This window comes from Roseibium sp. MMSF_3544 (assembly GCF_030732845.1).
Taxonomy (GTDB): Bacteria; Pseudomonadota; Alphaproteobacteria; order Rhizobiales; family Stappiaceae; genus Roseibium.
This window is the reverse complement of record NZ_JASHKA010000001.1, coordinates 320,314-334,536: the sequence shown is the minus strand read 5'-3', so window position 1 is coordinate 334,536 and position 14,223 is coordinate 320,314. Positions and strand designations below refer to the sequence as shown.

The window sequence follows — 14,223 nt, the reverse complement described above, 5'->3', positions numbered from 1 at the left end:
ATTCCCGTCTCGACAGCCTCGGGATCGATCATTAGTTTCATGCCATGTTCATCAGCTTCTTCTCCGAACTAAAATCCGCCGGTATTCCGGTTTCGCTAAGAGAATACCTGACGCTTATGGAAGCGGTGGAGAAGGACCTTGCGGAGCGGAGCGTTGAGGATTTCTATTATCTCGCCCGCCTCTCCCTGGTGAAGGACGAAAGCAACCTCGACAAGTTCGACCGGGTGTTCGGCCACGTCTTCAAGGGCCTGGATCTCATGAGCGAGGTACCGGCCACCGAAATTCCTGAAGACTGGCTGCGCAAACTGGCGGAAAAACACCTGAGCGAAGAAGAAAAAGCACAGATTGAAGCCCTGGGCGGCTTCGAAAAGCTCATGGAAACGCTGCGAGAACGGCTGAAAGAACAGGAAAAACGCCACCAGGGCGGCAACAAGTGGATCGGCACAGCAGGGACATCTCCATTCGGTGCCTATGGCTACAACCCGGAAGGTGTACGCATCGGCCAGAAGGAAAGCCGGCACCGCCGCGCGGTAAAGGTCTGGGACAAGCGCGAGTTCAAGGATCTCGATGACACACAGCTGCTCGGCACGCGCAACATTCAGGTCGCGCTGAAGCGACTGCGCAATTTCGCGCGTACTGGCGCAGCCGAGGAGCTCGATCTTGATGACACGATCCGCGCAACCGCGCACAAGGGGCTGCTCGACATCAAAATGCGGCCCGAGCGTCACAACGCTGTAAAAGTATTGCTCTTCTTCGATATCGGCGGGTCGATGGACGACCACATCCGTGTGTGCGAGGAGCTGTTTTCCGCCGCCAGGTCCGAATTCAAGGTGATGGAGCATTTCTACTTCCACAACTGCCTTTATGAATATGTCTGGAAGGAGAACCGGCGCCGACACAGTGAGCGTATCGACACGATGGATGTGCTGCACAAATACCCCTCTGACTACAAGATCATCTTTGTCGGCGACGCTTCGATGAGCCCTTACGAGATCGCTTATCCCGGCGGATCGGTTGAACACTGGAACGAGGAAGCCGGCGCCGCCTGGATGCAGCGCATCACCGCGCTCTACAAAAGCGCCGTCTGGCTCAATCCGGTCCGCGAGGAGCATTGGAATTACACCCACTCCATCGAAATGTTGAACGAGCTGATGGAAGGCCGCATGTTCCCGATGACAGTCGAGGGCCTGACCGAAGCCATGAAGGAACTCGCACGGTGACGATTTTCGCAAACGTGATGCGATCATGACTTCAGATCCCCAAAGGCCTGACGGCAAGAGCCCCGATCTGGATCCGGACAGCCACGCCACGACGACGGGCATGACCGGTCATGGCTTTTACGACGCGAATTCTCAGACGCAATGGAATGCGATATCCGCCGTTCTGCCGACACTCGACATTGCAGCCGCGACGCTGCCGCTGCCTGCGGACGGCGTCATCACGCTTGCCGACTACGGTTGCTCGGAGGGCCGCAACTCGGTCACCGCGATGGCACAGGCGCTGAAGACCCTCCTTCCCCGCACATCCCTGCCGGTTCAGACCGTGCACTCCGACATTCCGACCAACGATTTTTCAACACTGTTTTTGAACCTGCGCCCCAACGCAAAGTCGGTTTTTGGCAGCGATCGCGTCTTTTCGTCTGCGGTTGGCGGATCCATGTACGATCAGCTTCGCCCGGACGAAAGCGTTCATCTCGCCATGACCTTCAATGCCATTGCGTTTTTGTCCAAAAGGCCTCTCAAATCGCTTCCGGGGTACATTTTTCCGAATGGCCCAAGCGCGGCGCGAAACAACGGTTACGTTGCTGAAGCCGACAAGGAAGCGTTCGCAGATCAGGCCAAACGCGACCTCGAAACCTTTCTGAAAGTCCGGGCCAGGGAACTTGTGCCGGGTGGAAAGCTGCTGGTTCAGGTCTTCGGCGCCACAGACGATGCGCGCACCTGCGACGGCATCTACGATCTGTTGAACGACGCGGTGCTGGCTTTCGTTGAATCCGGCGAAATCTCGCGGGAAACTTACGAGCGCTATTATCAGCCGGTCTACATGCGGCGCCTGAAGGAATTGACCGAACCTGTCTCAGACGACCGGTTCGGGTCGGCGGGCCTTTTCGATCTTGAAGAATCCCGCGACTACGAGGTCGCCGTTCCGTTTGTCGAACAGTACCAAAAAGACGGCGACCTGGAGCGCTATGCGAGGGATTATGTCAATTTCTTCAGAGCGTTCACCGAAGCCGTCTTGAGGAATGCACTTCCCGAAACACCCGACAGGCAAACCCTGGTCGAGCGCGTCTATGCGCACTCACAAGAGATCCTGAAAACCAATCCGGATCTCTATCCCTTCCGCTATCTGGCCGTTGAAATGCTGCTCACACGGAAGGGCTGAGACAAGACGTTTGCAAGGGTACGGACCCTAGGGTACGGACCCATTAATGAAGCCGATTTGGCGGCAGAAATGGCAAAATCTCGCGAGGAAGCGTGTGAAGAGCGGGCTTTATGCCCGGTCAAGCGCGTTGACGCTGCGAGGTGAAGCCATTTTGCCGTCCTTCGGATTTGGTCTTTTTGACCATCTGCTTCGTCGCGAAAGGTTTGAAAATGAACCACATTTCCTGCACTTTCGCTCCTTGCCGCTGGTCAAAACGATCCAAACCAAATCGACTTCATTTATGAGTCCGGACCCTAATCTCGCAAGACCAGGACGGAGCACGGCGCGTGGCGCACGATATGCGCGGCATTGGAACCGATGAAATAAGTGGACAGGCCCGGCTTGTGCGATGTCATCAGAACAAGGTCACACCCTGACCGCTCCGCTTCCTCGATCACTTCGTGGTAGACACTGCCCATCCGGACCTCGATATCGATCGCTCCATCGGGCACGTCGAGCTCGGCAGCAATCTTGTCGAGAATGACGCCCGTTTCGTCGATTTCACGCTGTTGCCAGCCATCAGGCAACTGGCTCGACACAAAACTCTGCACTTCCGGGCAAACCGCCAGGAGGTGGATCTTGGCGCCATAGTCCCGGGCAAGTTGCGATGCCTTCGACAGGGCGTCAGCTGCAAATCCCGACTCCGCAGGATCAACAGGAACGAGGATTTTCTTGAACATGGCTCTTTCTCCAAGATGTTTCTAAACGCAACTCTTGGCGATTTGGGCCAGCACCTGCCATGAGCCAGATCAATCCGCTTCAGCCGCCCCGAAATATCGGCCGGGTGTAACTCCGAAGGCCTTCTTGAACGTGGCCACGAATGCGCTTGGGCCTTCGTATCCGAGTTTGTGCGACACGTCCGAGACCGTACGGCCAGACGCCAGCAACTCGAGCGCGCGGAAGAGTTTCACCTGGCGGCACCACGTGCGGTAACTGAGACCCGTCTCGGCTTTCATCTTCCGCTCGAACGACCTTACGGAAACGGCGCATTGGCGAGCAGCTTCGCCCAATGGGGGTATGTGCGCCGGGCACCGCACGACGCCCTCACAAAGCGATCTGAGCCGCGCATCCTGCGGCATCGGCAGTTCCAGCGGTGCCGCAGGAAGCATCTTGAGCTGGTCGAGAATGACTGCGGCGATCCGAGCGGCCGGCCCCTTTTCGGTTTCGGCGCGCGGATAGGACATGAACTCCAGAATGAGCGATCTCAGCAATGTCGTGACCTGGATAACCTGTGGGGTGCTCGGCAGGTCGCTCGCGTGCTCGATCTGGACGTAGACATACCTGAGATCGGTGTCGGTCAGATAACGGGTCTGGTGAGCGACATGTGAGGGAAGCCAGACAGCCCGCTCCGGTGGGGCAAAGAACGTTCCATGTTCCGTATCGATAGCCAGCGACCCTTTCACGACATGAAAGAGCTGGCCTTCATCATGTGCATGCCATTCGTTGAGCGTCCCGCGTGACTGCGACTTGGCGTAACCTATGATCGGCGCAGAAATGGTCTTTGTCGGTAACTCCGACAGTTCAGGATGAATGGACATGACATCAGCCGTATTGTTTAAGGCAGGAAATCTGCACTAGCGCATCAAATTCTGGCGTTTCGGAAACATATCATGACAAAACAGCGCTAACACGCAAGACCCGATCGGCATTAGAAGCAAAATGGATTTCAAAGGACGCGCTTCGTAGCAACGGATTTGCAATGACATATTTCACCCAAAGCGCACACCCCGACGAAGTGAGGGGCTGGCGCTCGCCTGCAGTTCTCCTGATGATCATGGCCGGTGCCATGCAGCTTTCTTTTGCTGCCTGGTGGAACCTGATGAACAATTTCGCCGTCCAGGAACTCGACTTCACCGGACGCGAGATCGGCATCCAGCAATCGATCCGGGAAATTCCCGGTTTCCTGAGCTTTCTGGCAGTTTATCTGCTGCTGGTCATGCGCGAGCAGACACTTGCCTATGTTTCGCTGCTGCTTCTTGGCGTCGGTGTCGCTGTCACGGGTTACTTTCCGACGGCGATCGGCTTTTACGTCACCACGCTGATCATGTCGATCGGATTTCACTACTACGAGACCATGGCTCAGTCGCTGTCGCTGCAGTGGCTTCCGAAAGCGACTGCCGCTGCCACAATGGGCAAGATTATCTCTGTTGGCTCTTTTGCCTCACTGATTGCCTACGGTCTCATATTTGTTGCCTGGAAAACCTTCGACCTGTCTTTCACCCTGGTTTTTGCGATCGCCGGCGGACTGACGCTCGTCGTGCTTGCATTCCTGATGATGGCCTTCCCGCATTTCAGGGAAGGCGTGCCGCAGCACAAGAAACTGATCCTGAGGCGGCGCTACTGGCTGTACTACGCGTTGACATTCATGGGCGGTGCCCGCCGGCAGATCTTCATGGTTTTTGCAGGGTTCCTGATGGTCGAACGCTTCGGCTATGACGTTCACGAAATAGCGGGGCTCTTCCTCGTCAACGGCGTCTTCAGCATGATCCTGGCTCCAAAGATCGGCCAGCTGATCGTGCGGTTCGGAGAACGCAAGGCGCTGATCTTCGAATATATCGGTCTGATCGGGGTTTTCGTCGCTTATGCGTTCGTCACGACGCCCTGGGTCGCCGCCGCGCTTTATGTGGTCGATCACGCATTCTTTGCAGTCGCGATCGCCATGAAGACCTATTTCCAGAAAATCGCCGATCCCAAGGATATTGCGCCGACTGCGGGTGTCGCCTTCACGATCAACCACATTGCTGCAGTCTTCATTCCTGTGCTGTTTGGCTTCGTATGGCTGATTTCCCCGGCCGCCGTCTTCCTCGCCGGCGCAGCCATGGCGGCTGTCAGCCTCGTGCTGGCATCGTTGATCCCGAGCGATCCGGAAGAAGGCCGCGAAGTCGATGTCTGGTTCCGAAAACCAGCCCCACAAGCGGCCGAGTAACGTTCAACGACTCAAAAACCGCCGGTTTTCCGGCGGTTTTTTCTTACGATCAGGCGCGCAATGCTCAGGCTTGGCGCTCCGGTACATGAACGACCAGGCCGTCCAGCTCGGGGGTCACCTTGATCTGGCACGACAAGCGCGAAGTCGGTTTCACGTCATAGGCGAAATCGAGCATGTCTTCTTCCATCGGCTCGGCCGTACCGGTCTTTTCGGTCCAGGCATCGTCGACATAGACATGACATGTCGCGCAAGCACACGCACCGCCGCACTCAGCTTCGATGCCCTGGACCATATTCTTGATAGCATTCTCCATCACCGTCGTGCCTTCGGCAGCATCGACCTCGGTCTGGTTTCCATCAAAACTAACAAATGTGATTTTCGGCATCAGTCGCGTCCAAGCCTCGAAATTCAGGTTTCAGCTGAACCGACATAAAGATTCCACCGCAAAGGTCAAGGACCCTGCCGCTTTCGAAAGAAATTCTGGCTCGATTGTGACAATCCGTCAGCCTTCGAGCAGGTCCTTGATATAGCTGTTGGTCTCGTCGACTGCCGCTTCAAGTCCCTCGGTCGCTGCAGATGACGTCTGCTTCATCCGCCCTTCCAGGTTCTCGCAGACCTCAGCGACCCGCGCTGCGCCGATCGCCCGGGCCGAACCTTTGAGCGTGTGGACCAGATCAAGCCTCACAGAGGTGTCGGTCTCCTGAGCAAGCCGTTCAAGTGTTGAACTCGACTGTGACTTGAAAAGATGAAGAACCTGAACTTCCAGGTCGCGATTGCCAAGCGTGCTTGTTGCCAGCTGCACAAGATCGATCGGTGCTTCCGGACGGCAGTGGCCGCTGACGCGGGCCATCGAAGAAGGGACCATTTGGGCCTCCGCGCTACTCAACTCTCGCCCGCCGGCACCTTGCCGCAGGCTTACGATGACAAAACTGTGCGCTGAAGAGGTGAAATGCCCGGTTAAACCGGTCGAAGAATCGTCCGTATCGGGCGAATGTCCCCAAAAAATTGAATTTTTGGTTAACGCGCGCTTTGGCGGCGTCGAAAACTCGTTTCAAAAAATCCTTGTCTTTCCGCCGTTTCCGACAAGCGGACGCGTTTCATTGTCAGGTGTTGTCGTTAACTTTTTTTCCGCTTTTGACTTGCGGTAAGGGTCTTGATCGCCGCCGGGGTCAGCTTGCAGACAAGCCAGTCAGGCTTGATTGGGTTGGAAAACCAAGGCTCTGCCCAGCCTGCGTCGATACAGGCGCGAATTGTCCGAGCTGAAATCTCGCGTCCATTTTCGTCGAACAAAGCTAATTTTCCACCCGGCTGATCCAATCCCCTTTTCAGCCAGCGCTTTTGCGCAGCGGTCAGATTTCCGATTTTCAACGCCGCCGGCTCACCACTTTGTCGGCCAGCTTCCGCTACGTCATTTTTCTCCGATTTCGGCATCGAAACCGCCCCCTAAGTGATTCACGCCATTGCTGTTTCTTGTTCGTTAGGAGAGATTGTGCCATTACAGTTGGTGATGCGGCAAGGTGGGTAGTGAACCGTCTAGCGAAATAAAGACGGTCGGTCAGCGGCGGCCCTTCCCGAGAAACAAGTTTTGCGGAACCGAGAGTCCAGCGGCAACCGCAAACTGGCGCATCCGGTGACTTTGGAATGCAGCTGCACGTCGCAGCTGGCAAGACTTACCGGTAAGTAATGAGTACGGACGTGAGGCGATCCTAGAATGGCAAATCCGACAAAGGCTAAAGATCCGGCGGAAGCGGCACTGTCAGCAGTTGAAGAAGCGTTGAAACTCGATTTCGGCGGTCCTGATGCAAATATCCCTGCCGAAGAACCGGCACCTGAAGCAAGTGTGGCGACAGAAGCTGACGCCGAGCCGGCGAAGAAGTCCAAACCCGCCAAGCAAAGTGCTCCGCCGCGTGAAGAGCAGCGCTCCTCCCGCAGGCGCGGACGCAACAACCGCCCGCCTGCGGCCAATGACGATCGCCGCAACATCGGAAACCTGATCTATGCCCTTCAGCGCCGGCCGTCCTCGGCCCCGTTCTGGGGAGCGCTCGCACTGAGCGCGGTCTGGGCTGCACTTGGCATCAGCCTTTTCATGTCCGCCTTCTCCGAGAAGATGGCGTCGCTGAGCGATCCGCAGGCTCTTTTCTCCTCGCCGGAAATGATCCTCGCAGCCGTCGGAATTCTCGTCCCGATCATTTTCTTCTTCGTCATGGCCATGATGATCTGGCGCGCGCAGGAAATGCGCATCGTCGCCCGCGGCATGACGGAAGTTGCCCTGCGCCTCGCAGAACCGGAGGACATGGCCAAGGAATCCATTCTCAGCGTCGGCCAGGCCATCCGCCGCGAAGTTGCCGCGATGGGCGACGGGATCGAACGCGCGATCGCGCGCGCCAGCGAGCTCGAAGTCCTTGTGCACAATGAGGTATCTTCGCTCGAGCGGTCCTACAACGACAATGAACTCAAGATCCGCGCCCTGATTGAGGAACTGGTCAGCCAGCGCGAATCCATCGTGATCAATGCGGAAAGAGTTCGCGAAACCATCGCGGGCGCGCACGAGAAGTATTCCGCCCAGCTTGCTGAAACTTCCGGAGACCTGGGCAGCACGGTCGACCAGTCGACCCAGCGCATGATCGACGCCGTCAACAGCCGGGTTGAGGAACTGACCACGACCGTGGATTCCAGGATCGAGTCCCTCGGTGCGACGCTGAACGCCTCCGGCAACGAACTCGTCGACAATCTGAGCGTTCGTGCAGAGGACTATGTGTCCCGCCTGTCCCTGACGGGTCACGAACTGGTCGATAATCTGGCCGAAACCGGCTCGACCATGTGGGAAACCCTTTCCGCGCGCGGCAACCAAGTGAACGAACGTTTCGCAGAAACTGCAAGCGCGTTCGTCGAAACGCTGGAGCTTCGCGGCACCGAAATCAACGAAACGCTTTCATCTTCAAGCACTTCCGTGATTTCGACGCTCAGCAACAAGGCCGAAGAGTTCCGTGCGACGCTGGAGAACACCGGCATTACCGTCGGGGACGTCATCACGCAGCGCGGCGAAGAGATCAACGCCAACCTGTCGCTGACCTCGGGCCGCCTGATCGATACGATCACCTCGCGCACCGAAGAACTCGTCACCACTGTCGACAGCCGTGTCACCAGCCTTGACGAGTCGCTTGCGGTGACCGGAAAGCGTGTCGTGGAGAGCATTTCCGAGCGCGGCCAGACCGTTACCGACACGATCTCCATTCGTGGAGCGGAAATCGTCGAAACGCTGTCCGGCCGTTCGACCGAGGTCGCGGAAATCCTGCGCGGCACCGGCGAGAGCATTGTTGTCGACCTGTCCCTGCGCGGTGGCGAGATTGCCGCCAAGCTCGACGAGACGGCAGGTTCTCTCACGCAGACAATATCCGTGCGCGGCGGCGAGCTTGCAGAGAAGCTCGACAGCATCTCTGAGCGCATTTACACCGCCATCTCCATCAATGGTACGGAGCTGGACGAGCGCCTGACAGCGCGCAGCAACGAAATGGCGACCATGCTGGAGCAACAGACGGTCGGCTTCCGCAACACGCTTGAAAGCGTCTCCAGCCAGTTTGCCGCCGGTCTTGGCGAACAGACAGGTACCCTCACCCACAAGCTGGCGGACACGGGCACGCAGCTTGCCGAACTGATCGGCAGCCGCGGCGACCGGGTCGCGAACAACATCAATCAGGTGAGCAGCCAGATTGCCGAAACGCTCGAAGTCCGCGGTGGCGCGCTTCAGGAGGGCCTGTCGAGCCGGCTCGCCGAACTGGACACGATCGTTTCCGAACGCGGCGGGCAGCTCGTCGATGCATTCGACACAAAGACGCTTCTTCTGTCGGAGTCGCTCGATTCCCGCCTGTCCACCCTCGACACGACGTTCGCGACGCGCATCGACGCCATGGACGCATCGCTCGGGGACCGTATTGCGGCCATGGACAACTCCCTGGGCAACCGGGCAGCGGCAATCGACTCCACTCTCAACGAGCGTATTTCAACGTTTGATACCACGCTCGGTGATCGCCTCTCCACGCTCGACAACACGCTCGGCGACCGCATCGCTGCCATGGACAATTCCCTGGACAGCCGGACTGCGGCCATCGACTCCACGCTCAACCAGCGCATTTCGACATTCGATGCCACGCTCAGCGAACGTATCTCGACGATCAATCACACGCTTGGCGACCGTCTCTCCACGATGGATGCCACGCTTGGTGAGCGTCTGTCCTCGATTGACGCCTCCCTTGACGGCCGCATTGCCGCAATGGACGCTTCCCTCGACCAGCGCTACGGCACCATCGATGCAACTCTGAGCGAGCGTATCGCGACAATGGACACGTCGCTTGAGCACAGGTTCACGACGATGGACGCGACGCTTGCCGATCGCATCAGCACCATGGATGCCTCGCTCGAGCACCGGTTCATGTCAGCGGACAACTCCCTCGGTGAAAAAATCGCCTACATGGACACGACGCTGGAGAGCCGTCTGGCGAGCATGGATACGTCGCTCGGCGCCCGTGTCAGCACGATCGATGCCACGCTTGAAAACCGTCTGTCCACGATGGACCGGTCCCTCGGCGAGCGCATTACCACGATGGATGCCTCGCTCGGCAGCCATATCAACACGCTCGACTTGACCCTCGATCAGCGCACGGCGGCATTTGAAGCCACGCTTGAAGCACGCACCCAGATCCTGGCAGATGCCATCGAGAACCGCACGACGGGCATCAGCGATGCGCTGGAGGAAAAGACCCGCAACATTACAGATGTGCTGGCCGACCGCTCCGACGCGATCACACTCCAGCTTGGACAACGCATTGAATCCGCAGGCAACACGCTTGCAGACCGGGCGTCCGAAATCGGTCAGACCCTGTCGGATCGCGTTGACGGTGCCGCAGCATCCATGGCCGAAAAGGCGGAACTGCTGTCAGCTTCCATGACCAGCGGCACTGATCGCATCGACGAGACACTCGATGCACGTGCAAGGCAGATTTCGGAAACCCTGATCACCAGGACCAAGGAAATCGCCAAGGCCTTCGTCGAAGGTCAGGACGAGATGACCAACGCTCTCGACAACCGCTTGTCGGAAGCAGGCAACGTTCTCAGCAAGCAGAGCGAGGAACTGACGGAGTCCCTCTCCGAGCGCATTGCCGAGATCAATGTCTCTCTTGGAGCGAAGGTCTTTGAAGTCGCAGAAACGCTCGACAGCCGCGCCACGCAGCTTGAATCGATCCTCAATGACCGTCTGGAAAGCATTTCCGGTACGCTTACTGATGAAAGCGAACGGGCCCGCGACATTCTGACGGCCGTGATTTCCGAAGCGGGCGCAACGCTCTCGACGGAAAGCACACGCCTGCGCGACGTTGTTGAGGAAGCGGTGACGGGAGCTGTTCAGACACTCTCCGACGAGCGCACCAAAACCGTTGAAATCGTTGATGGTGCCCTCACCCAGGCAACCGAGAAGCTTACGGGCGAGAGCGATCGGATGCGCCAGGTCGTCCTGGGCTCTGTTGGCGAAGCACGTGGCGTTCTCGTCGGTGAGAGCCAGAAGGCCGCCGACACCGTCAGCAACGCCATGCAACAGGCAACCGGTGCACTTTCCGGCGAAAGCAACAAGATCCGGGATCTTGTTCTTGCCGCCGTCGGCGATGCAGCCAGAGCAATGGCCGCCGAGAGTGAAAAGGCACGCACGCTCTATGCTGGAACGCTTGCCGAATTCAGCGGCTCGCTCACCGGCGAAAGCGAAAAGGTCCGCAACCAGCTGTCCGGCCTAATTGCGGAGATTTCCGGCAACCTCTCCGCAGAGAGCGAGCAGGCACGCGCGACCCTTTCGAACACGCTGGAGGAGATCCGCGGTCAGATGTCGAGCGAAGCCGGCATGGTTCGCGCCCGCGTCAACAGTGCCGTTTCCGAAGCAGCTGACTTGCTGGTCGGGCGTGGTAATGATGTCGCCAACGACCTGCTTGAAAAGGCAACCCAGCTCAACGAGGCCTTTGGTGCCCGCTCCGGCGAACTGGCCAAACTTGTCGGCACAGACGGCAACGAGCTCATCAATGCGATCGAAGCCCGCGCCAACGATCTGACCGGCCGGCTTTCCGAAGTCCATGGTGCAATCCTCGACGCCATCACGGTCAAGGGCCGCGATGTCACCGATACGTTTGCAAACACCGGTCTCGATGCGACCCGCACGCTCGTGGAAGCGGGCGACCGCATCATCGCCAGCATCAGCGAGCGCAGCGACAAGGCAGCGACGCTCCTCAGCGATACCAAGCAGCGTCTGGAAGCCGACGTCACCGACATCCTCAACAAGGTCGAGGAATCGAACACCAACCTGCAGGGCATTGTCACGACTGCCGGGGAAAACCTCACCGAGGTGGAAGGCAACCTTGCCCGCCGCGCCGGCGAGTTCCGCTCCGCTGTCGACCGGGCCGTTCAGGAAACCAACCAGACCACCTCGCTCATTGATGAGCAGGTGTCCAACCTGCGCGATGTCACGCAAACGACGCTTGCCGACATCATGAACCTGACCAACCGCTTTGGTGATCAGTCTGAAGAACTGACGCGCGCTGCACGTCACCTGGAAGACACCAACACGTCGGTCGAGGGCCGTGTAGCGGCACGCCGCACGGCGATCGAGGAAGTCGCCGATACGCTTTTGGCAAAGACGGAAGCGGTCGACACGCTGATGCGGTCCTTCACCCAGACGCTTTCCGAGACCCTGGAGTCGGCGGACGACCGGGCGCGCGATGCGGCCAACATGCTGGGAGCGGCTGCAGAAGCCGCCTCCAACCAGGTTTCCGAGCAGTTCGAATCCATGCGTCTCACGGCCGGCATGGAAGGCCAGAAAGCACGCGACGCGATCCGGTCTGCTCAGGACGACATCATTTCGGAGATGACCAAAACGGTCAGCGATGCATCGGAACGCTTCAGTGACGCGGCAACGCGCATGCGCGACGTTGCCCGTGATGTCCACCGCGAACTGGAAGCAACCCGCAACGAGCTGAAACAGGGTGTTCTCAACCTGCCCGACGAGGCCGAAGAGAGCTCTGCCGCGCTGCGCAAGGTGGTCAACGAGCAGATCCGCGCGCTGACCGAACTCTCCGAGATCGTGGCGAAGCAGTCCAACACGCTCGACATTTCCCGCCCGCAGGCGCAGGCGGCAACCGCAAGCGCGGCCCCTGCCCCGCAGCAACCGTCCACACCCGCACCGGCACAATTTGCGCCGGTACAGCAGGCGTCGGTGCATCAGGCACCGTCTGCAGACCTTCGCCCGGCCCAGGGCCGGCCGGTGGAGCCGCGCCGCCAGCAACCGGCACAGCCGCAGAGCGGCAACCCTGCCGGCAAGGGCTGGGTCGCGGATCTTCTGCGTCGCGCGTCACAGGACGAGGATGATGCGGGTGAAGACACCAGCATGGGCCGCAACCCGTTGCACACGGTTGAAAGCCTCAACTCACTGTCGGTCGATATCGCCAGGGCAATCGATCATGAGACCTTCATCGACCTGTGGAACCGTTACCGGGGCGGAGAGCGAAACGTTTTCACCCGCCGCCTCTACACGCTCCAGGGTCAGCAGACATTTGACGAGATCCGTCAGAAGTACTCCCGTGATCCGGAGTTCCGCACCGCAGTGGAGCGTTACGTGACCGATTTCGAGCAGTTGCTTGCACAAGTGTCTAGAAACGACCGTGACAACATGCTGGGCCAGACCTATCTGACCTCCGACACGGGCAAGGTCTACACCATGCTGGCCCACGCCAGCGGCCGTTTCGACTAAAACGGACGCGACAAATTCACGAGAAGGCGGCCACCGGCCGCCTTTTTTTGTCCTAGGCTTTCAATCGGCTCAAAGTGAGCGATCGCAACCGCACAGGTGCTAGTCTTGGTCAGAGATACACGCTGATCCGTCATTGCCAGACGTGATCCAGGCCGTCCGGTTTAGAAAGCACAAGTGAGTACAAGTCTTTGAAAAACAGGTATAATTCTGGTCGCCGGAAGAACGGGACGCGAAACGGTTTCTCGGGTTTGTCGTCCCGGTTTGCTGCGTAAGCGGCAAGACGGGATTACGAGGCTAACGTTCTCGGATCACCCCACAGAACCCAATTGCCACCAAACCGAAAAGCGGCGGGTCAAGTCATGGCACGACATTTTATCGTCGTGCAGCAGCTTTGGCTTATTGTGCGCTGCGGGGCCCTGAACGGCCGTAGTCAAGGCTCGCCCTTGGCGTCCCCAGCCTCTGCCAGATTGTCCCGTATCCGCTGCGCCACAGCCAGAAACCCAGCGATTTCCGCCTCCGTGAGCCCGCTTAGCATTTTTCGTTCAACCGCCAGAAGCTTCGGCGCAAGATCATCATAAACCGCCCGTCCCTCGCCGGAGAGCTCAAGCAACTGGCTCCGCCCATCTTCCGAATTCGCCGACCGGGTCAGATATCCGCGTTCTTCCATGCGCTTGACGGCCCGGCTGACAACCACTTTGTCCATGGAAGAGCGTGAAACGATTTCACTCGCCTGGAGGCCCAAGGACGCGGATCCAAGGATCGCCATGGTGCGCCATTCGGCCGGCATCATGCCATAGTCACGCTGATAAACCTCCGAAAGCGCACTGGTGACATCGCTGTAAAAGACGCGCACGAGATAGGGAAAGAAGGTCTGCAGCTCGAAACCGGGCACCGATCTGTCTGCCTGCTCCCCGCCCCGGCCAGCACGCGTTTGCATCTTGCTTCTGATTTCTTCGGGCACGGTCCTATGGCCTCGATCATTCATACGGATTGGGGATTGATTTTAAGATTGACTTAGTTTCACATGCAACTATTTTCGAGTGACGCGTTCTGAAATCGCTGATTTTCCGTGGAAGACGGGCGATCAGCGGGATAA

10 protein-coding genes are annotated in these 14,223 nt (G+C 58.4%); 4 read left to right on the top strand and 6 right to left on the bottom strand.

The genetic code is table 11. The features are described 5' to 3' along the window. Positions 1-44 precede the first annotated feature (44 nt). Both RBB47_RS01505 and RBB47_RS01500 read left to right on the top strand, forming a co-directional pair. Positions 45-1,220: a VWA domain-containing protein gene (locus RBB47_RS01505; protein ID WP_305983947.1), complete on the top strand. Its 1,176-nt coding sequence runs from the start codon at positions 45-47 to the stop codon at positions 1,218-1,220. Between the two features lie 25 nt (positions 1,221-1,245). Continuing rightward, a complete protein-coding gene (locus tag RBB47_RS01500) occupies positions 1,246-2,382 on the top strand; it encodes a hypothetical protein (protein ID WP_305983946.1) in 1,137 nt (378 codons plus the stop codon). 293 nt (positions 2,383-2,675) lie between these two features. Here RBB47_RS01500 and RBB47_RS01495 read toward each other — a convergent pair whose 3' ends face one another. Next, entirely contained in the window at positions 2,676-3,101 is a 426-nt protein-coding gene (locus RBB47_RS01495) for a universal stress protein (protein ID WP_305983945.1), read from the bottom strand. A 69-nt stretch (positions 3,102-3,170) separates the two neighbouring features. Next, the gene (locus RBB47_RS01490) at positions 3,171-3,959 is read right to left on the bottom strand and encodes a helix-turn-helix domain-containing protein (protein ID WP_305983944.1); all 789 of its coding nucleotides are present in this window, start codon (positions 3,957-3,959) and stop codon (positions 3,171-3,173) included. 161 nt (positions 3,960-4,120) lie between these two features. Here RBB47_RS01490 and RBB47_RS01485 point away from each other — a divergent pair, with 161 nt between their 5' ends. Then, on the top strand, positions 4,121-5,347 hold the full coding sequence (locus RBB47_RS01485) for an MFS transporter (protein ID WP_305983943.1): 1,227 nt from the start codon (positions 4,121-4,123) through the stop codon (positions 5,345-5,347). Between the two features lie 64 nt (positions 5,348-5,411). On the opposite strand, the gene RBB47_RS01480 is transcribed toward RBB47_RS01485, so the two are convergent. The 3 genes from RBB47_RS01480 to RBB47_RS01470 form a co-directional block, all read right to left on the bottom strand. Beyond that, complete coding sequence (locus RBB47_RS01480; RefSeq protein ID WP_305983942.1) at positions 5,412-5,732, bottom strand: 2Fe-2S iron-sulfur cluster-binding protein; 321 nt, start codon at positions 5,730-5,732, stop codon at positions 5,412-5,414. Positions 5,733-5,849: 117 nt separating this feature from the next. Further along, positions 5,850-6,212 carry an Hpt domain-containing protein gene (locus RBB47_RS01475; protein ID WP_305983941.1) on the bottom strand — a complete coding sequence of 121 codons (363 nt, stop codon included), beginning with the start codon at positions 6,210-6,212 and terminating at the stop codon, positions 5,850-5,852. 251 nt (positions 6,213-6,463) lie between these two features. Continuing rightward, complete coding sequence (locus tag RBB47_RS01470; protein ID WP_305983940.1) at positions 6,464-6,778, bottom strand: hypothetical protein; 315 nt, start codon at positions 6,776-6,778, stop codon at positions 6,464-6,466. A 280-nt stretch (positions 6,779-7,058) separates the two neighbouring features. Between RBB47_RS01470 and RBB47_RS01465 the strand changes: the two genes are divergently transcribed. After that, entirely contained in the window at positions 7,059-13,127 is a 6,069-nt protein-coding gene (locus tag RBB47_RS01465; RefSeq protein WP_305983939.1) for an antitoxin, read from the top strand. A gap of 430 nt (positions 13,128-13,557) precedes the next feature. Here the strand turns inward: RBB47_RS01465 and RBB47_RS01460 are convergent, their stop codons facing one another. Further along, on the bottom strand, positions 13,558-14,064 hold the full coding sequence (locus RBB47_RS01460) for a MarR family winged helix-turn-helix transcriptional regulator (RefSeq protein WP_305983938.1): 507 nt from the start codon (positions 14,062-14,064) through the stop codon (positions 13,558-13,560). Positions 14,065-14,223 lie beyond the last annotated feature (159 nt).

Coding starts and splice junctions, on each gene's coding strand:
- RBB47_RS01505 (WP_305983947.1), top strand. CDS start 45: ATGTTCATCAGCTTCTTCTCCGAACTAAAATCCGCCGGTATTCCGGTT.
- RBB47_RS01500 (WP_305983946.1), top strand. CDS start 1,246: ATGACTTCAGATCCCCAAAGGCCTGACGGCAAGAGCCCCGATCTGGAT.
- RBB47_RS01495 (WP_305983945.1), bottom strand. CDS start 3,101: ATGTTCAAGAAAATCCTCGTTCCTGTTGATCCTGCGGAGTCGGGATTT.
- RBB47_RS01490 (WP_305983944.1), bottom strand. CDS start 3,959: ATGTCCATTCATCCTGAACTGTCGGAGTTACCGACAAAGACCATTTCT.
- RBB47_RS01485 (WP_305983943.1), top strand. CDS start 4,121: ATGACATATTTCACCCAAAGCGCACACCCCGACGAAGTGAGGGGCTGG.
- RBB47_RS01480 (WP_305983942.1), bottom strand. CDS start 5,732: ATGCCGAAAATCACATTTGTTAGTTTTGATGGAAACCAGACCGAGGTC.
- RBB47_RS01475 (WP_305983941.1), bottom strand. CDS start 6,212: ATGGTCCCTTCTTCGATGGCCCGCGTCAGCGGCCACTGCCGTCCGGAA.
- RBB47_RS01470 (WP_305983940.1), bottom strand. CDS start 6,778: ATGCCGAAATCGGAGAAAAATGACGTAGCGGAAGCTGGCCGACAAAGT.
- RBB47_RS01465 (WP_305983939.1), top strand. CDS start 7,059: ATGGCAAATCCGACAAAGGCTAAAGATCCGGCGGAAGCGGCACTGTCA.
- RBB47_RS01460 (WP_305983938.1), bottom strand. CDS start 14,064: ATGCAAACGCGTGCTGGCCGGGGCGGGGAGCAGGCAGACAGATCGGTG.